This window comes from Burkholderia sp. Bp8994 (assembly GCF_003853805.1).
Classification (GTDB): domain Bacteria; phylum Pseudomonadota; class Gammaproteobacteria; order Burkholderiales; family Burkholderiaceae; genus Burkholderia.
Genome location: NZ_QTQH01000022.1, coordinates 38,425 through 55,330 on the forward strand (window position 1 = coordinate 38,425; position 16,906 = coordinate 55,330).

16 protein-coding genes and 3 pseudogenes are annotated in these 16,906 nt (G+C 67.6%); 10 read left to right on the forward strand and 9 right to left on the reverse strand.

Annotated features, from left to right (window positions below; genetic code table 11):
• Positions 1-167: 167 nt before the first annotated feature.
• Complete coding sequence (locus DIE04_RS23350; RefSeq protein WP_124520891.1) at positions 168-1,205, reverse strand: aldo/keto reductase; 1,038 nt, start codon at positions 1,203-1,205, stop codon at positions 168-170.
• Positions 1,206-1,333: 128 nt separating this feature from the next.
• On the opposite strand from DIE04_RS23350, the gene DIE04_RS23355 reads away from it, so the two are divergent.
• The 5 genes from DIE04_RS23355 to DIE04_RS23375 all read left to right on the forward strand — a co-directional run bounded on the left by DIE04_RS23355 (position 1,334) and on the right by DIE04_RS23375 (position 5,603).
• Positions 1,334-2,221 (forward strand): LysR family transcriptional regulator, encoded by an 888-nt coding sequence (locus DIE04_RS23355; RefSeq protein WP_124487070.1) that lies wholly within the window; start codon positions 1,334-1,336, stop codon positions 2,219-2,221.
• A 187-nt stretch (positions 2,222-2,408) separates the two neighbouring features.
• Entirely contained in the window at positions 2,409-2,708 is a 300-nt protein-coding gene (locus DIE04_RS23360) for a helix-turn-helix transcriptional regulator (RefSeq protein WP_040139054.1), read from the forward strand.
• A 20-nt stretch (positions 2,709-2,728) separates the two neighbouring features.
• Positions 2,729-4,081, forward strand: coding sequence for a pyridoxal-dependent decarboxylase (locus tag DIE04_RS23365; protein ID WP_124520889.1), 1,353 nt, complete (start codon positions 2,729-2,731; stop codon positions 4,079-4,081).
• Between the two features lie 163 nt (positions 4,082-4,244).
• Positions 4,245-4,712: a cupin domain-containing protein gene (locus tag DIE04_RS23370; protein ID WP_044845430.1), complete on the forward strand. Its 468-nt coding sequence runs from the start codon at positions 4,245-4,247 to the stop codon at positions 4,710-4,712.
• A 69-nt stretch (positions 4,713-4,781) separates the two neighbouring features.
• Complete coding sequence (locus DIE04_RS23375; protein WP_124520887.1) at positions 4,782-5,603, forward strand: SDR family NAD(P)-dependent oxidoreductase; 822 nt, start codon at positions 4,782-4,784, stop codon at positions 5,601-5,603.
• A 19-nt stretch (positions 5,604-5,622) separates the two neighbouring features.
• Here DIE04_RS23375 and surE read toward each other — a convergent pair whose 3' ends face one another.
• The 3 genes from surE to DIE04_RS23390 form a co-directional block, all read right to left on the reverse strand.
• Complete coding sequence (surE, locus tag DIE04_RS23380; protein ID WP_124520885.1) at positions 5,623-6,402, reverse strand: 5'/3'-nucleotidase SurE; 780 nt, start codon at positions 6,400-6,402, stop codon at positions 5,623-5,625.
• 203 nt (positions 6,403-6,605) lie between these two features.
• The gene (locus DIE04_RS23385) at positions 6,606-6,908 is read right to left on the reverse strand and encodes an AzlD family protein (protein ID WP_162999222.1); all 303 of its coding nucleotides are present in this window, start codon (positions 6,906-6,908) and stop codon (positions 6,606-6,608) included.
• Positions 6,898-7,635 carry an AzlC family ABC transporter permease gene (locus DIE04_RS23390; protein ID WP_124487066.1) on the reverse strand — a complete coding sequence of 246 codons (738 nt, stop codon included), beginning with the start codon at positions 7,633-7,635 and terminating at the stop codon, positions 6,898-6,900. The genes DIE04_RS23385 and DIE04_RS23390 overlap by 11 nt, the downstream gene beginning before the upstream one ends.
• A 126-nt stretch (positions 7,636-7,761) precedes the next feature.
• Between DIE04_RS23390 and DIE04_RS23395 the strand changes: the two genes are divergently transcribed.
• The 5 genes and pseudogenes from DIE04_RS23395 to DIE04_RS30220 all read left to right on the forward strand — a co-directional run.
• Positions 7,762-8,220, forward strand: a complete 459-nt coding sequence (locus tag DIE04_RS23395) for an Lrp/AsnC family transcriptional regulator (protein WP_006486309.1) — start codon at positions 7,762-7,764, stop codon at positions 8,218-8,220.
• Between the two features lie 218 nt (positions 8,221-8,438).
• Complete coding sequence (locus DIE04_RS23400) at positions 8,439-9,008, forward strand: hypothetical protein (RefSeq protein WP_124520883.1); 570 nt, start codon at positions 8,439-8,441, stop codon at positions 9,006-9,008.
• Positions 9,009-9,131: 123 nt separating this feature from the next.
• Positions 9,132-9,571, forward strand: a pseudogene (locus DIE04_RS30320) (YiiX/YebB-like N1pC/P60 family cysteine hydrolase); the annotation flags it as partial.
• A gap of 362 nt (positions 9,572-9,933) precedes the next feature.
• Positions 9,934-11,490, forward strand: coding sequence for a ShlB/FhaC/HecB family hemolysin secretion/activation protein (locus DIE04_RS23410; protein ID WP_260426241.1), 1,557 nt, complete (start codon positions 9,934-9,936; stop codon positions 11,488-11,490).
• A 63-nt stretch (positions 11,491-11,553) separates the two neighbouring features.
• Positions 11,554-11,637: pseudogene (locus DIE04_RS30220) on the forward strand (ESPR-type extended signal peptide-containing protein); the annotation flags it as partial.
• Positions 11,638-11,773: 136 nt separating this feature from the next.
• Here DIE04_RS30220 and DIE04_RS23420 read toward each other — a convergent pair.
• The 5 genes and pseudogenes from DIE04_RS23420 to DIE04_RS23445 form a co-directional block, all read right to left on the reverse strand.
• Positions 11,774-12,280 (reverse strand): annotated as a pseudogene (locus DIE04_RS23420) (acyltransferase family protein); the annotation flags it as partial.
• Between the two features lie 78 nt (positions 12,281-12,358).
• Positions 12,359-13,444 (reverse strand): polysaccharide biosynthesis/export family protein, encoded by a 1,086-nt coding sequence (locus tag DIE04_RS23430; protein ID WP_260426240.1) that lies wholly within the window; start codon positions 13,442-13,444, stop codon positions 12,359-12,361.
• A 52-nt stretch (positions 13,445-13,496) separates the two neighbouring features.
• Positions 13,497-14,912 (reverse strand): undecaprenyl-phosphate glucose phosphotransferase, encoded by a 1,416-nt coding sequence (locus tag DIE04_RS23435; protein ID WP_124520881.1) that lies wholly within the window; start codon positions 14,910-14,912, stop codon positions 13,497-13,499.
• Between the two features lie 729 nt (positions 14,913-15,641).
• Positions 15,642-15,974 carry a DUF2322 family protein gene (locus DIE04_RS23440; RefSeq protein WP_124487065.1) on the reverse strand — a complete coding sequence of 111 codons (333 nt, stop codon included), beginning with the start codon at positions 15,972-15,974 and terminating at the stop codon, positions 15,642-15,644.
• 53 nt (positions 15,975-16,027) lie between these two features.
• On the reverse strand, positions 16,028-16,738 hold the full coding sequence (locus DIE04_RS23445) for a flavin reductase family protein (RefSeq protein ID WP_124520879.1): 711 nt from the start codon (positions 16,736-16,738) through the stop codon (positions 16,028-16,030).
• Between the last annotated feature and the right edge of the window lie 168 nt (positions 16,739-16,906).

Here is a 16,906-nt window from a genome sequence, read left to right on the forward strand (position 1 = left end):
GTCGTCGCTACGTCGTTATGCCGTTACGCCGCTATGTCGCTAGGCCGTTACGCCGTTACGACGCTGTGTCTCCACGCCGCTACGTCGCTATGTCGCTATGTCGCTATGTCGCCACGTCGCCACGTCGTTGCATCATTGCATCGGAGCGCGACGGTCCGCTGCTCCGCCTACCCGCGCATCGGCGGATTGAGCCGCGCGAACGCGTCCTGCCGGCGATACGGGAAGTACGGATACGGCGCTTCGATCGCACTCGCCGCATCGAGCTTCGCGACTTGCGCATCGGTCAGCGACCAGCCGAGCGCACCGAGGTTCTGGCGCAACTGTTCCTCGTTGCGCGCGCCGATGATCACCGACGACACGGTCGGGCGTTGCAGCAGCCAGTTCAGCGCGATCTGCGGCACGGTCCTGCCGGTTTCCTCGGCGATCGCGTCGAGCGCGTCGACCACGTCGTACAGCCGTTCGTCGTCGACCGGCGGCCCGAAGCCGGCCGTATCGTGCAGGCGGCTGCGTTCGGGCAGCGGCGCGTGGCGGCGGATCTTGCCGGTGAGCCGGCCCCAGCCGAGCGGGCTCCACACCAGCGCGCCGAGGCCCTGGTCCGCGCCGAGCGGCATCAGGTCCCACTCGTAGTCGCGGCCGACGAGCGAGTAGTAGACCTGGTTCGCGACGTAGCGCGACCAGCCGTGCCGGTCGGCTAGCGCGAGCGATTTCATGATCTGCCAGCCCGCGAAATTCGACACGCCGATGTAGCGCAGCTTGCCCGCACGCACGAGGTCGTCCAGCGTCGACATCACTTCCTCGACCGGCGTGGCCGCGTCGAACGCATGGAGCTGCAGCAGATCGATGTAGTCGGTATCGAGGCGGCGCAGCGCGTCGTCGACCGCGCGGATCAGCCGTGCGCGCGACGTGCCGGCGTCGTTCGGGCCATCGCCGGTCGGCAGGCCCGTCTTGGTCGAGATCAGCACCTGGTCGCGCCGGCCGTGGATCGCGGCGCCGAGCACGCGCTCGGATGCGCCGTCCGAGTACACGTCGGCGGTGTCGAACAGGTTGACGCCGGCTTCGAGGCAGATGTCGACCAGGCGGCGCGCTTCGTCGACGTCCGTGTTGCCCCAGGCGCCGAACAACGGGCCGGTGCCGCCGAACGTGCCTGCGCCGAAGCTCAGCGCGGGAACCTTGAGGCCGGAGCGGCCGAGCGTGCGGTATTCCATGGCGGGTGTCCTTTCGTCGTCGAGGCCGGCGCGAGCGGGCGTCGGCAAGGTGAGCGTTCACTCTAGCGCTTGCGGTTCATCCGGATAATTGGGCAGACTTCGAAAATATCCTTCGGAGGAAGCGAAGAATGCTGCTCGACAACCTCGCGCTGTTCCTGCGCATCGTGGAGAAGGGCGGGCTGGCCGCGGCCGGCCGCGAGGTCGGCCTGTCGCCTGCCACGGTTTCCGAGCGGCTGACGGCGCTCGAGCGCCACTACGGCGCGGCGCTGCTCACGCGCACGACCCGCGCGATCAGCCTGACCGACGAGGGCCGCACGCTGGTCGCGGGCGCGCGGCGCCTGCTCGCCGAGGCCGACGAACTCGAAAGCCGCGTGCGGCTCGGCGCGCAGACGCTGTCGGGGCCCGTGCGGCTGAGCGCGCCGGCCGATCTCGGGCAGGCGCGCGTCGTGCCGGTGGTCGACGCGTTCCTGGCCGAGCACCCGGGCGTCACGGTCGACCTGCATCTCGGCGACGGCTACGTCGATCTCGTCGGGCAGGGGCTCGACTTCGCGATCCGTCGCGGCCAGCTCGCGGACAGCGCGCTGCGCAGCCGCTCGCTCGGCCGCTCGCGCCGCGTGGTGTGCGCCGCGCCTGCGTATCTCGCCGCGCACGGCACGCCGCGGCATCCGGCCGAACTTGCCGCGCACGACTGCATCGTGATGCGCTTCGGTCAGGAGCTGTATGCCGAGTGGCCGTTCCGTATCGACGACGAACCGAAGCGCGTGACGGTGCGCGGCCGGCGCGTCGCCAACGACGGCGCGCTCGTGCGCGCGTGGTGCGTCGCGGGGCACGGGATTGCGCTGAAGTCGCTGCTCGACGTCGAGCAGGATCTGGCGTCCGGCGCGCTGGTCGAGATCCTTCGCGAGTTCTCGCCGGGTGAAGTCGACCTGCAGATCGTCTATCCGGGCGGCGCGGTGCAGCCGCGGCGCGTGCGGGCGCTGATCGAACGGCTGGCGCAGGCGTTGGCGGCGGGGTGAGCGCAACCGGATCGCGCCGCGGCCGATGCGTTCGCGCGTCAGCGTCCGACGCGATGACGCCAAATGCGGCGCAGTAGCGGAACGGGGCCGCTTCCCCCGCGACAGTGAACGCAAGATCGCCCGCGAAGCGGGTTGTCCACGTTTCGTCATTTAGCTAATATTCAAAACGTCAAACGAGACCGGAACCATGGACGACGTCACCCGCATCAGCGCACTGGCCAACGAAAGCCGTCTGGCCGTGATGCGCTGGCTCAAGCAGCCGCGCAAGCATTTCCCGCCGCAGCCGCACGGCGACTTCGACGAGCTCGGCGTGTGCTGCACGTACATCACCGAGAAGCTCGGCATCGCACCGGCGACGACCACGCGCCACATGCGGATCCTCGCGGATGCCGGGCTCGTGCGGGCGACGCGCGTCGGCAAGTTCACGTACTACAAGCGGATCGACGATGCGCTGCATCGGTTGGGCCGCGACCTCCTGCAACTCTGATCTTCACAGAGGCAATCGACATGGATGAACTCGCCCTGCTGGCCGATGCCGACCGGCGCGCGCACGCGTATCTCGCCGCGACCGACGAACGGCGCGCCTATCCCGACGCCGCGGCGCTCGCGGGTCTTGCGGCCTTCGATGAGCCGCTGCCCGATGCGGGCCGCCCGGCCGACGACGTGCTGCGCCTGCTCGACGATAAGGGCACGCCCGCGACCGTCGCATCGAACGGCCCGAACTACTTCGGCTTCGTGATCGGCGCGACGCTGCCGGCCGCAGCAGCCGCCGAGCGGCTGATGCTCGCGTGGGACCAGTGCGCGTCGTCGTTCGCGAATTCGCCGGTGGCCGCGACGATCGAGCGGCAGGCCGCGCGCTGGGTCGTCGACGTGCTCGGGCTGCCGGAAGGCAGCGCGGTCGGCTTCGGCACGAGCGCGACGGCCTGCACGCTGGTCGCGCTGGTGGCCGCGCGGCGTGCGCTGCTCGCGCGCAAGGGCTGGGACGTCGACGCGGACGGCCTGATCGGCGCACCCGAGGTGAAGGTCGTGCTCTCGGAGCTCGCGCACATCACCGTGAAGAAGGCGCTGCGCGTGCTCGGCTTCGGGATGAAGCGCCTGATCGTCGCGCCGGTCGACGCGCACGGCCGCATCGACCCCGCGCAATTGCCGCCGCTCGACGACATGACGATCCTCTGCGTGCAGGCCGGCGAAGTGAACACCGGCGAATTCGATCCGTTCGCGGCGCTGATTCCGCGCGCGAAGGCCGCCGGTGCCTGGGTGCACGTGGACGGCGCGTTCGGGCTGTGGGCGCGCGCGTCGTCGAAGCGCGCGCTGACCGACGGCATCGACGGCGCGGACAGCTGGACCACCGACGGCCACAAGTGGCTCAACACGCCGTACGACGGCGCGATGGTGATCTGCCGCGACGCGGCCGCGCTCGCGACCGCGATGAACAGCGATGCCGTCTACCTGAGCGGCGCGCAGGATGCGCAGAAGAACCTGAACCTCGAATTCTCGCGGCGTGCGCGCGGCATTCCGGTGTGGGCCGCGCTGCGTGCGCTCGGCCGCGCCGGCGTGGCGACGATGGTAGAGCGGCATTGCGCACAGGCCCAGCGCGTCGCGGATGGCCTGCGCGCGGCCGGCTACGACGTGCTGAACCGTGTCGTGCTGAACCAGGTGCTCGTGCGCGCCGGCACCGACGACGAGACGATCGCGATCCTTCAGGCCGCGCAGGATTCGGGCGACGTATGGTTCGGGCAGACCGTATGGCAGGGGCGGCCGGCGTTCCGGATCAGCGTGTCGTCGTGGCGCACGGAGGACGAGCACGTCGACCGTCTCGTCGCGTTGCTGACGACGCTGCGCGGCGTGCATGTGGGTTGAGCGGCGGCGGCGAATGCGTCGCGCGCGTGCCGCCGCCGCCGGCTATCCGTATCTGGAAATGTGCAGCTCGTCTGCGTGAAAATGTCGGACAATAACGCGGCATGCGCGCCGTGCCGGCCCGGGCGGCGCGCTCAACCGCAGCATTCACGCCGACGAGATCCCCATGTCCACGACACCTCCCCGGGAGCTGCTGAAAGCCGCCGACATCGCGAAGATGGAACCGACGCGCGCGGTGCATTCGCTCAATCCCAATGCCGTTCGCCTCAAACGACAGCTCAGCGACCTGACGGGCCTCACGCAGATCGGCGCGCACCTGCTCACGCTGATGCCCGGGCACGAATCGGCCGAGTATCACCGCCACCTGTACGAGGAAGAATGCGTGTACGTGCTGTCCGGCACCGGCTCGGTCACGATCGGCGAACGCACGTGCGAAATCGGGCCGGGCGATTTCCTCGGTTTTCCGCGCGGCGGCGACGCACACACGTTGCAGAACACCGGCGAGGTGCCGCTGGAACTGTTCATCCTCGGCCAGCGCCTCGAACACGACGTCTGCGAATACCCGAGAATCGGCAAGCGGCTTTACATCGCCGGCGAGCTCGAGGATTTCGTCGACCTGCCGAAACGGCCGTAGACGGCACGCATCCGCATCGGCCGTCGTCATGCTTATGATGCGGGAACGCCACTGACAGGATTCCACGCCATGGACGCGCCGCATCCGCCGATCAACGCCCCGATTTCCGAAACGGAACCTGAAACCGAAACCGTCGCCGAGCCGCGCGCGTCGCGCGTGCATCGGCCTGTCGCGCTCGTCACCGGATCGACGTCGGGAATCGGCGCGGCCATCGCGCGACGCCTGGCGGCGGACGGCTACGCGGTGATCCTCCATTCGCGCAGTTCCGCCGACACCGGTCGCGCGATGGCGCGCGAACTCGGCGCGACCTACGTGCAGGCCGATCTCGCCGACGATGCGCAACGCGTGCGGTTGATTCGCGACGCGCTGGCGGTGCACGGCCGCCTCGACGTGCTGGTCAACAATGCGGGCGTCAGCCGCGTGATTCCGCACGACGATCTCGCCGCCGCGACGCCCGACGTGTGGCGCGAGATGCACGAGATCAACGTGATCGCGCCGTTTCGGCTCGTCGCCGAAGCGCAGCCCGCGCTGCTCGAGGCGGCGTCGGGCGGGCGTGCCGGGTGCGTCGTCAACGTCAGTTCGCACGCCGGCGTGCGGCCGAAGGGGGCGTCGATTCCCTATGCGGCGGCGAAGGCCGCGCTGAATCACACGACTCGCTTGCTGGCGCGTACGCTCGCGCCGGCGATTCGCGTCAATGCGGTGGCGCCGGGGCTCGTCGATACGCCGCTGACCGCAGACTGGACCGACGCGCAGCAGCTCTGGCGCGAGCGCGCGCCGATGCGCCGTGCGGCGACGCCGGACGACGTCGCGCAGACGGTTGCGATGCTCGTCGCGTCCGATTATGTGACGGGCGAGATCGTGATGCTCGACGGGGGAATGAACCTGACGTGACCGGTAAAGGCTCTCCAGGTCAGCCGAGGTTCGACCGCAGCCGCGCGAGCGCCTGATCGTGCGTGCGTTCGAACTTCAGCGGCGTGACCGCGATATAGCCTTCGCCGAGCGCGGCCGTTTCCGAATCCGCATCGTCGTCGCGCGGTGCGCGCGCCAGTTTCAGCCAGTGGTATTCGATGTCGCGCGGATCGCGCCCCGACACGATGTCGACGCCTTGCAGCGTGCCGGCGCCCTGGTTCGTCACCTTCAGGCCGCGCACGTCGTCGGCCGGCCGCGCCGGGAAATTCACGTTGAGGCAGGCGTCGCTGTCCCAGCCGGCCGCGACGAGCCGGCGAATCACGTCCGGCGCGTGCGTGAGCGCCGTATGCCACGGCACCGCGTTGCGGTCGACGAACGCCTGGCTCAGCGCGATCGCCGGCACGCCGACCAGCATGCTCGTCATCGCGGCGCCGACCGTGCCGGAGAACACCGTTTCGGTGCCGAGGTTCGCGCCGCGATTGACGCCGGACAGCACGAAGTCGGGCCGCGCGTCCTTCATCAGGTGGCTGACCGCGATCGCGACGCAATCGCCCGGCGTGCCGCGCACGGCAAAACGGCGCTCGCCCTTGCGATGCACGCGCAGCGGTTCGTGCAGGCTCAGCGAATGCGACGTGCCGCTCTGGTCCTCCGCCGGCGCGACGATCCAGACTTCGCGCGCCAGTTCCGTGGCGACCTGTTCGAGCACTTCAAGGCCGGGGGCGTCGAATCCGTCGTCGTTGGTGAGCAGGACGCGGTCGAACAGCGGGCGGGTTTCTTGCATCGGGACGATCCTCGCAGGTAGGCAATGAGAGGGGAAAGGCATCGCGGGTACACCCGCAAGGCTAGCATCCCGTCGCGGCGCATGTTGTGTCGTGTCATGCCGCACCTCAGCGCACCTCAGCGCAGCGCACCCCGCACGCGGATACGAAAACGGGCGCATCGCGCGCCCGTCTTCCGGTTCGATGTGCCGCCCGCGTGATCCGATTACCCGAGCAGATGCCGCAGCAGGCCGGCCGACACGACGCCGACGATCACGGTCGGCAGGATCGACAGGCGGGTCGCCGCGATCAGCGTGACGGCGAGCGCGAGCAGGTCGGCCGGGCGCGTCGACACGAAGGCCGGCGCGATTACCGAGATCAGCACGCAACCCGGCACGTTTTCCATCACCGATGCCATTCGCGGGCTCAGCGTGCGGTTGCGCAGCAGCACGTAGCCGAGCACGCGCGACAGGTAGGTGGTCGACGCCATCAGCACGATGGTCGCGACCGTCGCGAAATCAGGCAGCATCGCGCGGCTCCCACAGCAGCGCGGCGATCAGCCCCGCGCACGCCCCGGCCGCGACGTACCACGCGCCGGGCACGGCCAGGTGCGTGCCGGCTGCGACGACAAGGCTCACGAACCACGGGCGGCCCGCTCGCATGCCCTTCCACATTCCGCGCAGCAGCACCAGAAACACGGCCGTAAATGCCATGTCGAAGCCGTACTGCTCGACGTTGCCGATCGTCGGGCCGACCGCCGCGCCGAGCGTCGTCATCGAGATCCACGTCAGGTACAGCCCGGAACAGATGCCCGCGTAATAGGGGACACTGATGTGCGAGGCCGAGCGCGAGCGCGCGTCGGCGAGCGACATCGCCCAGCTTTCGTCGCACATGAAGAACAGCGCCGCGAACGCGCGGCGGCGCGGCAGGCGCCGGATGTATGGCGCGAACGCGGCCCCCATCAGGATGTGGCGCGAATTCACAAGGAACGACATCGCGACGATCAGCGCGATATGCGGTGGCGACGTCCACAGATGGATCGCCGCGAATTCGGAGCCGCCGCCGAAGTTCAGGCCCGTCATCATCGGGACCTCGAGCAGGCTCAGCCCTTTTTGCGCGGCCTGTGCGCCGAGCACCAGCGCGAACGGCACGAAACCCAGCATGACGGGCAGCGCCGCGCGCAATCCGCGGCCCATCTCGGCGACATAGGCGGGCTTGTCGCGAAGCCCGGACGACGTTGAAACGCTACTGCTCATTACTCCTCCTTCGGGGGAGTAGGATTGTCTGCTTTTTTGACTCGAATCGGGTTGCGTTGCGGACCAATATTCCTGAGAATTTGGCATTGAACGAGTGATTTGCGATTTTTTTGGAATTTGATGCCAATGAAGCTGGATGCTATCGACCGGCGGATCCTGAGCGCGCTGCAGCGTGACGGCCGCATGCAGAACGTGGAACTCGCGCACGAGGTCGGGCTGTCGCCGTCGCCGTGCCTGCGGCGCGTGCGGCTGCTCGAGGAAGCGGGCGTGATCGAGAAGTACGTGGCCGTGCTGAACCCGGCGAAGGTCGGCAAGGGGCTGACGATCTTCACTCGCGTGTGGCTGAAGGGGCAGGACGCGGAATCCGTGAACCGCTTCGCCGAGGCTGTCCAGCAGATGCCGGAAGTGGTCGAATGCCACCTGATGGCCGGCGACTGCGATTTCCTGCTGCGCGTGGTGGCCGCCGACATCGACGACTACCGGCGCTTCCAGATGGAATACCTGACGCGCATCCCGGGCGTGCTGAGCGTCAAGACCGACATTCCGATGCAGAAGGTCAAGCTCACGTCGGCGCTGCCGACGTAACGCGGGCGGTTGCATGACGACGATTCGGCAAATCGTCACCGGTCGGTGACATTCGGCCGATACACTGGCGGGACGAGCCGCATCGCCGCGCACCGGCTGCATCACGGTGCGGCTTCGATGCGCAAGCAACTAACGGTCAACCGCGAGGCAATCGACGAACACGCGCGCCGTGCGCGATGCGATCCGCCGGGCGGTGCGTCTTTCTTGTCGAGCCATTCATGCAGCCATTCAACAATCCGTGGAATTCGCTGGAAATCGTCAAGCTCGTGCTCGGCGTGCTGACGCCGTTGTCGGTCGCGTGCCTGGGCTGGCTCGTCGCGCGCCGGCTGAAGCGGCTCGAGCTCGTGCAGTGGACCAACCAGCGGCTGATCGAGAAGCGGCTCACGCTGTACGACACGGTCGCGCCACAGCTCAATGCGCTGCTGTGCTTCTACACGTGGATCGGCTACTGGAAGGACATCTCCCCTGACGACGTGATCCGCGCGAAGCGCGAACTCGACCGCACGTTTCACATCTACCGCTACCTGTTCGACGACGACGTGTACGACGCGTATCACACGTTCATCCACGCATTGTTCGAGATGCATACGGGGCCGGGCCGCGACGCTCGGATCCGTTCGCTGATCCACGCGCCGGACGGCGACCGCAGCGTGCACGGCACGTATGAATGGAAGGCGGCGTGGTCCGAGCGGTTCTCGACCGCGAACGTGGCGGACAAGGCCGATGTGGTGCGGCACTACACACGGCTGATGGAGCGGCTGCGCGTGGCGCTGGGCGCGAATCGCTGACGATTGCGCGCGCGCCGCGCGCCAGTACCGGAATTCGCTCCCGCGGGGCGCGGAGCGATTCCCCGATGCGCGATGTGGCCGCGGCTGACATGCTCGCGGTCATCCCGCTCGAGTGAGGTTCGCATGTCGATCGACACGGGTTCTCAGCTGCTCATGGTGCGCCGGCAGGGCATACGCTGGCGCCATCTTTTCGCTGTCGGTACGGTCGAGCCGGACACGATGCCGTTGCCGGTCGAACCCGAGATCGGCGACATCGTCTTCATCCGCGTGACGGTGCGGCCGTTTCTCGAAGTCGCGAGCGCGGCGGCGAGCCGCTCGTCGCGGAAAGCACGTTTCCGCTGTCGCGCGTGACGACGATGTCGCGGTTTCTCGCACGCTCGGATCGCGGCGCGTGCGTGATCGCGCGATTGAAGCAGCCGCCCGACGCCGCGCGGCGGCACGGCCTCGTCGACGTGGCAATGCGCCGGATCGGCGTGCTCTATGACACGGGTTTCAATCTCGCGTCACGCCGGCAGTTCTGCTCGCGTCTCGTGCGGGAAGTCGTGCGTGACGCGACCCGGATCACGCATCGTGCAGTTGCACCCGCAATTAACAATTCGGTCACGAATTTTCGTACGTGATCTAAATACATGCGAAATGTCTGTCTGTAGCATTCGGCGCTTGAGTTAAAGCTGGCGAGTGCCTCGCCGGCGAGGTCCGAATGTGTTCCATGCGAGTAGATCCTATGCAAGTCGTCGGCCGTCGTCGCGTCGAAATCGGTAACGTTGAGGCGACGCGGTCACCCGGCGCCTGTTTGTATGTCGTGTCGCGTGGAGCAAGCGTGGCGCCGAGGGCCCGTCACGCATTGTGCGTTGCCCTGATCTGCGGCGGTGCTGCGGGCCTGTTCGGGTCGGCACATGCGCAAGTCCCGGACGCGGGTCGCGCGATGCGCGACATCGAGGCGCCGCGTCCGGATCTGCCGGCGGAAACCACGCCCGAGCTGACGGTACCGCCGTCTCAAGAGGCCGCCGAGAGCGCGCCGGAGTCCGGGCCGCGCGTGTTCGTTCGCGCGTTCGCGCTCGACGGCAATACCGTGTTCGCCAGCGACAAACTGCTGCCGCTCGTCGCCGATCTGGCTGGCGGCACGTTGAGTTTCGCGGAACTGCAACGCGCTGCGGGGCGCATCACCGCGTACTATCGCCGCCATGGCTACGTGCTTGCACGTGCATACCTGCCTCGCCAGGACATCGACGACGGCGTCGTGCGTATCGAGATCGCCGAAGGGCGCTACGGCGAAATCAAGATCCAGAACCATTCGCGCGTGTTCGGCGTCGCGCTGCGCCAGCCGCTCTCGGCGCTGCGTCCGGGCGATGTCGTACGCGGGCCCGATCTCGAGCGCCGCCTGTTGCTGCTCGACGACCTGGCCGGCGTCAGTGCGCGTGGCACGTTGCGTCCGGGCGAAATGCCCGGCACCACTGATCTCGTCGTCGACGCCGACAAAGGGCCGCTCGCGTCCGGATCGCTCGAATTCGACAACTTCGGCGACGTAGCGCTCGGGCGCTACCGTCTCGGCGCCAGTGTCGACGTCAATTCACCGCTGCGGCTCGGCGATCGCCTGAGCGTGCGTGGGCTCCTCAGCAACGGGTTGCAGCGCTACTACCGTGCCGCCTACCAGGTACCGGTCGGGCCCGCGTCGACGCGGGTCGGCGTCGCGTATTCGTCGCTGCGCTACCGGCTCGGCGGCGCTTTTTCCGATCTCGAATCTCAAGGCCGCGCGAGCGTGCAAACCGCGTACGTGACGCAGCCACTCGTGCGCGCGCGCAACCTGAGCGTCACCGCGCAGATCCAGTACGAAAACAAGAACCTGCGCGACGACTACGGCATATTCGACGTCCGGCGCGACAAGAACGTCGGCCTGTGGACCTTCGGCGTCAGCGGCAATAGTCAGGACGGCTTGCTGGGCGGCGGCCGCAACGGGTTCTCGGTGATGTTCGGCATCGGACGGCTGCGCAACAACGATCCGTTCGGGGCGGATACGTGGAAGAAGTCGATCGGAAGTTTTGCCAAGCTGAATGTGAGCGCGCTGCGTGTGCAGGCGCTGGGGCGCCGGTTCGAGTTGTACACGCAATTCAGCGCGCAGCTTGCATCGCACAACCTCGATGAATCGGAGAAGTTCAGTCTTGGCGGCCCGTACGGCGTGCGCGCGTATGCGCTCGGTGCCGGCAGCGGCGACCAGGGCTGGCAGGCCAGCGCGGAGTTGCGTTATCTCGTCGCGCCGGGGTGGCAGGTCAGCACATTCGTCGATGCCGGGCGCGTGCAGGACAACAAGCACCCGTGGACGCACGAACGAAACATGCAGAACATGCAGGCCGGTGGCATTGGCGCGAGCTGGTACGGCGCGAAGCGCCAGGTGACGCTGACGGCCGCGTGGCCGCTCGGCGCGGCGTTCGGTTCGCCGACCCCCGCGCCGAGCGTATGGGTTCAGGCCGCTCAGTATTTCTGAGCAGGCGTGATCGGTCCGTCCAGAAAGGCGGGGCTTCCACAACAAATTAAAGAGGATACCAAAATGAACAGGGCCTATTCATTGGTATGGAGCGAAGCGCAGGGTGGTTGGTGCGCGGTCGGGGAAACGGCGCGCCGTCGCGGCAAGTCGAGCGGCGGCAAGCGTCTGCTCGCGGCGGGCGTGTCGCTGCTGGGGCTGGTGGCGTCGGGTGCGCCACGACGCCAAGACCGAACTCCAGCACGAATGGCTGACCGAGATGGCCGACGACGGTCGCGCCGCGTGGGTCGAAAACGGCCACGCATGCGCACAGCAACGCAAGCGTCAGCGCGGCAAACACGGTCGCATGACGTGCACGCACGCAGCCGAGCGCGGCCGCGACGACGAGATAGAACAGCATCTCGTACTCAAGCGTCCAGCCGTTGAGATTCAGCGGCCCCCAATGGCCGTTTTCCTTTACGTACGGGATGAACAGCAGCGACTTGACGAGATAGTCGGGCGCCGCCGTCGTCGTGTTCAGCCAGTGAGGACGCAGCAGCGCGATCGCGTAGATGCCGAGCGTCGTCACCCAGTAGAGCGGCACGATCCGGATCAGGCGCTTGACGAGAAAGTCGCGCCCCTCGTGCGGCGCGACGCACGACATGATGAAGCCGCTGATCACGAAGAAGACGTCGACGCCGGCCTGCCCGGACGGCAGCACGTGCAAGTGATAGGCGACCACCGCGAGCGCGGCGAGCGCCCGTGCGGACTGGATGTTCAGGTAGATCGGCTGGCGCCGGATGTTTGCGATCACATGTACCTCCGAACCGTGCGCCGCGAAGGCGAGATGGCGGACGGAGGCACGTGCGCTTCGACACCGCTTGCGGCGCCGCTATCGGCGCCCGGCACGGACACCGACCGACCTGCCCGGCGTACCGGGCGCGCGAAACCGACGAACTGCATCGCGCACAGCAGCGACACGCTCGACAAATGGCGCGTGTAGCTGCCGAGATCGGGCTCGAACAGCATCGACACGGCGACATGCCCGATGACGAGCGACGCGAGCACGTCGCGGGCCAACAGGCCGTCGCCGGGCGCGCGCCGCCACGCGGCGGCCAGCGCGATCCACACAAACCCCTGCATGGCGATTTCCTTCGGCCCGGGCGAGAACAGCATCGGCAGATTCAGCCGCAGCGGCGAGCACGATGTCGGCCGGGTTGCGGCCCTGGCGCAGCAACTGCGTCAGGTCGAGCGGATGCGTTACGCCGTCGCGCACGAGCGTCATCCGGCTCTGATCGGCGGCCGGATTCAGGCCGCCTGCGCGGCCGAGCGCTTCATAGAGCGTCATCGGCACGTCGTTGACAGGCTGGTTGCCTGGCGCGCGGACTTCGCCGTCGATATAGACCTGCTTCGAACGGAACGACGCGACGCGCAGCGTGACCTGCGGATTGCGGTAGGCGCGCGCGAGCGCATCGGCGACGCGCGTGCGCGCGGCGTCGGCGGTGAGGCCCGCGACGTGAACCCGGCCGGCGAACGGGAATGCAAGATCGCCGTTCTGGTCGACGACGAAACCGGTGACGGGATCGGCGGCGTGCGGCGCGTTCGGCGCTGCCGCGCCTTGCGCGGCCGCCAGCTCGGGGTGATCCCATACGGTGATCTGCAGCACGTCGCCCGGGCCGATCCGGTAAGCGCCGGGCGACGCCGTCAGCAGATCGGCCTGCGCGGCCTGTTGCCGTGCCGCCTGCGCCTTCAGTTGGCGAATCAGGTCGGGGCCGATTTTCCGGATCTCGTAATGCGGCGTTTCACCATCGGGCCGGGCATCCGCCGCGGAAGACGGGGGCGATTCGGCCATGCGCATGCCGGGGGCGAGCGCGCAGGCGGACAGCGCGACGCTGAGCGTCGCGATCGACAGGATCGGCAACAGGCGGGCGCCGCGCGGGCGCGCGGCTCCGGGCCGCACGTTTGCGGCGGATTCCATAGGCATGGCTTTCTCCAGGGATGGGCGCCGTGCGGCGGCGCCCCGCGCGTGATCAGTACGCGTTGTGATGTGTCCAGCCGGACGTGATCGTCGCGGCGACGATGCGCATGTCGAGTGCGAACGACCAGTTGCGCAGGTAATGAAGATCGGCTTCCACGCGGCGCTGCATCTTCTCGATGCGGTCGGTTTCGCCGCGCAGGCCGTTGATTTGCGCCCAGCCGGTGATGCCGGGCTTGACGCGATAGCGATGGATGTAGCCGTCGACGATCGTGTGATACAGGTCGTCGTGTTCGAGCGCGTGCGGACGCGGGCCGACGACGGACATCTCGCCGCGCAGCACGTTGATGAACTGCGGCATTTCATCGAGGCTCGTGCGGCGCAGGAACGCGCCGATGCGGGTCACGCGTGGATCGTTGGGCGTCGCTTGCCGCACGCCGCCGTCCGCGTCGGCATGCATGTGCATCGTGCGGAACTTGTAGATCGCGAACGCCTTGCCGTTCGCGCCCTTGCGCAACTGGCGGAACAGCACGGGGCCGGGCGAAGACAGCCGGACGGCCAGCGCGATCGCGAGCAGCAGCGGCGCCGTGCCGACCAGCACCGCCGCCGCAAACAACCGATCGAAAATCGCTTTCTGAAGCAGCGCGCGGGGCGACAGCGGAGAGGCGACCAGGTTGATCGCCGGCGCACCCACCAGATCGACCATCGCGCCGTCGAACATCGCGAGCTGGCTGACGTCGGGTACGAGGCGGACGTCGACGAGGTCGTGCCGGAATGTATCGAGCACGCGAACGATGGCGCTGGTTTCAGTGATCGGCAGCGCGATCCAGACTTCCGGAATCGCATGCGCCCGCACGTGCGCGGCGAACGCGTCGAGCGTGGAAAAGGCTTCGATGCCGTTCGCGCCGGGTTGTGCGGAGCGGTCCGGATCGAGCACGGCTGCCGCGCGATAGCGCGCCGACGGCGATTGCGCGATCCGTTCGAGCACGGCGACGCAATGTGCACCGCCGCCGACGATCGCGACTGGCCTGGTGCGTTCGCCCACGTGGACGATCCGTTCGACTGTCGCGCATACGGCGAGCCGAAACGCGACGAGTGCGATGCCGCTTGCCGCCGCCCAGAGCAGGAATCCGCTCGGCGGCACCGGCAACGCGCCGCGCATCGCGAACATGACGATTGCCGATCCGGCGAGCGCGAGCAGCCATGCCGAGACGGTAAGGAATACGATGCGACCGGTCGCGCGATCGCGCGGTATGCGCGCCACGCCGAACGCCGGGAACAGGATCATCGCGAACACTGCCGTGCTCGCGACGATCGCCACGTTGTCGGACGGATCGATGCCGTCGCCGGGAGAAAACCAGGCTGCCGCCGCGGCGCCGAGCGCGATCAGCGTGATGTCGACGATGCGCGTGAGGAACCCATGGATCGCCGACGGAGCGGCGGCGCGTTGCTGTTCGAGTGCCGTATGCATATACCTTCGCTACCGATGTATTCGATGCGGCGTCCGTCGCCTCGCGCAGGACGCAACGAGCCGTACCGCGCCGGGATAAATCCGGGCGGTGCCGTTGCTTCCGTTTCACGGGAGTGGTTGACGAGGGGAAGGGACGCTGCCTGCCTTAGAGGTCGATCGCGTGCATCGCATTGGCCGGATTTTTGATACGGACGGGTCCGTGCCGGGGAGGGCGATGCGTTGGATTCGACTCAACCCATGGCAATTTTGGGTAACCTGGGATGCGATTTAAATGGGACGAGTATTAAATGCGGTCGTCATCAATTGATACACGTACTAATGCGATGCGAGGGAGTTTTCGCGATGCGTGTGTTGCGAACGACCGGGCATCGATCGCACGGGTTGTCGGCGCCGTGTTTGCGCGAGCATGCCGGCATGCTCGATGCATGGACGATATGTGGTGCCGCGATGGGCCTACATGCTTGGCGGGCGGTGGGATGTGTCGCGAGCGCTTCGGCGTCTTCGAATGACGGACGACGTGATTTGCCGTCGAGATGGCCGGTGATTTTCGCGGAGGAGGGTTTGAATCAGGACATCAAATCGTGAAAATGACGGGGGGCGAGGCCGTCATCGATCGCGTTGAATGCGGGCACGGGTATCACGGCAGGTGCGTGCATACGCCTGCGCCCATTGGCGAGATGCATGTGCGTGCCGCGCATCGACGCGCGGCATCATTGCCCCGGCCGTCGCTCAGCCCTTCGCGACGACGTCGATGCGCAGCGCTTCGCCGCCGGCGACGATCGCGAGCAGGCGATCGACGTTCGGGTGTGCGCCGGGGCGGTTGCGCGCATCGGCGGTGTGCTCGGCGAACACGGCCAAGCCATGCTCGGCAGCCTTCGCGTCAAGCGTGCCGAATGCCTGCTTCAGGTAGTGGTACACGGCGAGCGAACCCTGTTTGCCGGGCTGGTTCTCGATGGTGGCGACCACGTCGCCGTTCGCGCCGACGAGATCGATGCGTGCGATGCCGTCGATGGCCGGCAATTGCGCGAGGTTGTCCTTGAATACTGGGGTAGCTTGAATCACTGAAAACACTCCGTCGGTTCGGTCATGGGCCAATGAGGGTGGCCGGCCGTATCTTATCCGATCGGCCGTGGCGTACCGGCCGGCGCGGCCGCGTCGCGCGAGCGCTCGATGTCGGGGCTGCGATACGCGTGCTCGGGAATCTCGGCGAGCCGCGACGCGTGCACCTGATGCGGCGCGAGTCCATAGAACTTCTGGAAGCTCATGATCAGCGGCGACCATTTGTCGGGATCGATGCGGTCCGGATGGCCATCCATCAGCAGGTCGGGATGCACGTGCACGCGCTGGATGCGCAGCTCGAACAGCGTGATCTTGCCGCGCAGGTCGGGTGTTTCGTCTGCGAGGCCGTGCGCGGCCGCGACGACCGATTCCAGGTGAACCGGGCATTCGAGCGCGCGCGGCGGCGACACGGTTTGCGATGCCGCCTCGGTAAGCCCGGCCGTGCCGAACTTGTCGGGTTCGTAAACATAACCCTTGGCCCGCTTTCCGTCGGGCACCGGACAGGTGCCTGTCGTGCGCGCGATCCGGTCGACCGCGTGCGCCTGCGCCGGCGACGGCAGGTTCAGCACGCATTCGCCGGTGCGCAGCAGGTTGCGGGTGGTCTGCGAGCTGGCGGCGATGCCGATCACGCCGCGCCAGCCGAGCCAGAACGCGGACGAGATCGGCGCAAGATTTGCTGTGCCGTCCTCGTTCAGCGTGCTGACCAGCACGACGGGCGTGCCGAAATAGAGGATGTTCGGTTCGGTGACGCGATGCGGAGCGTTCATGGTCGGGGCCTTCGTTTCGTTGGCGGGTCAGTCCGCATGCTGATCCCGTCGCGGCCGCGCGGCGCTCCGATTCTTGTCGTGTCATCCGGAGGGGCGGCGCGACGGAGGAACGGGAATTGCGCGTCATGCGCAGGCGGCGCACGGCAGGCGTCGGCCATTGCGACGGCG

Bases quoted from the DNA above. Each gene is read 5' to 3' on its own strand.
- DIE04_RS23350 (WP_124520891.1), bottom strand. From the start codon at position 1,205: ATGGAATACCGCACGCTCGGCCGCTCCGGCCTCAAGGTTCCCGCGCTG.
- DIE04_RS23355 (WP_124487070.1), top strand. From the start codon at position 1,334: ATGCTGCTCGACAACCTCGCGCTGTTCCTGCGCATCGTGGAGAAGGGC.
- DIE04_RS23360 (WP_040139054.1), top strand. From the start codon at position 2,409: ATGGACGACGTCACCCGCATCAGCGCACTGGCCAACGAAAGCCGTCTG.
- DIE04_RS23365 (WP_124520889.1), top strand. From the start codon at position 2,729: ATGGATGAACTCGCCCTGCTGGCCGATGCCGACCGGCGCGCGCACGCG.
- DIE04_RS23370 (WP_044845430.1), top strand. From the start codon at position 4,245: ATGTCCACGACACCTCCCCGGGAGCTGCTGAAAGCCGCCGACATCGCG.
- DIE04_RS23375 (WP_124520887.1), top strand. From the start codon at position 4,782: ATGGACGCGCCGCATCCGCCGATCAACGCCCCGATTTCCGAAACGGAA.
- surE (WP_124520885.1), bottom strand. From the start codon at position 6,402: ATGCAAGAAACCCGCCCGCTGTTCGACCGCGTCCTGCTCACCAACGAC.
- DIE04_RS23385 (WP_162999222.1), bottom strand. From the start codon at position 6,908: ATGCTGCCTGATTTCGCGACGGTCGCGACCATCGTGCTGATGGCGTCG.
- DIE04_RS23390 (WP_124487066.1), bottom strand. From the start codon at position 7,635: ATGAGCAGTAGCGTTTCAACGTCGTCCGGGCTTCGCGACAAGCCCGCC.
- DIE04_RS23395 (WP_006486309.1), top strand. From the start codon at position 7,762: ATGAAGCTGGATGCTATCGACCGGCGGATCCTGAGCGCGCTGCAGCGT.
- DIE04_RS23400 (WP_124520883.1), top strand. From the start codon at position 8,439: ATGCAGCCATTCAACAATCCGTGGAATTCGCTGGAAATCGTCAAGCTC.
- DIE04_RS23410 (WP_260426241.1), top strand. From the start codon at position 9,934: ATGCGCGACATCGAGGCGCCGCGTCCGGATCTGCCGGCGGAAACCACG.
- DIE04_RS23430 (WP_260426240.1), bottom strand. From the start codon at position 13,444: ATGGAATCCGCCGCAAACGTGCGGCCCGGAGCCGCGCGCCCGCGCGGC.
- DIE04_RS23435 (WP_124520881.1), bottom strand. From the start codon at position 14,912: ATGCATACGGCACTCGAACAGCAACGCGCCGCCGCTCCGTCGGCGATC.
- DIE04_RS23445 (WP_124520879.1), bottom strand. From the start codon at position 16,738: ATGAACGCTCCGCATCGCGTCACCGAACCGAACATCCTCTATTTCGGC.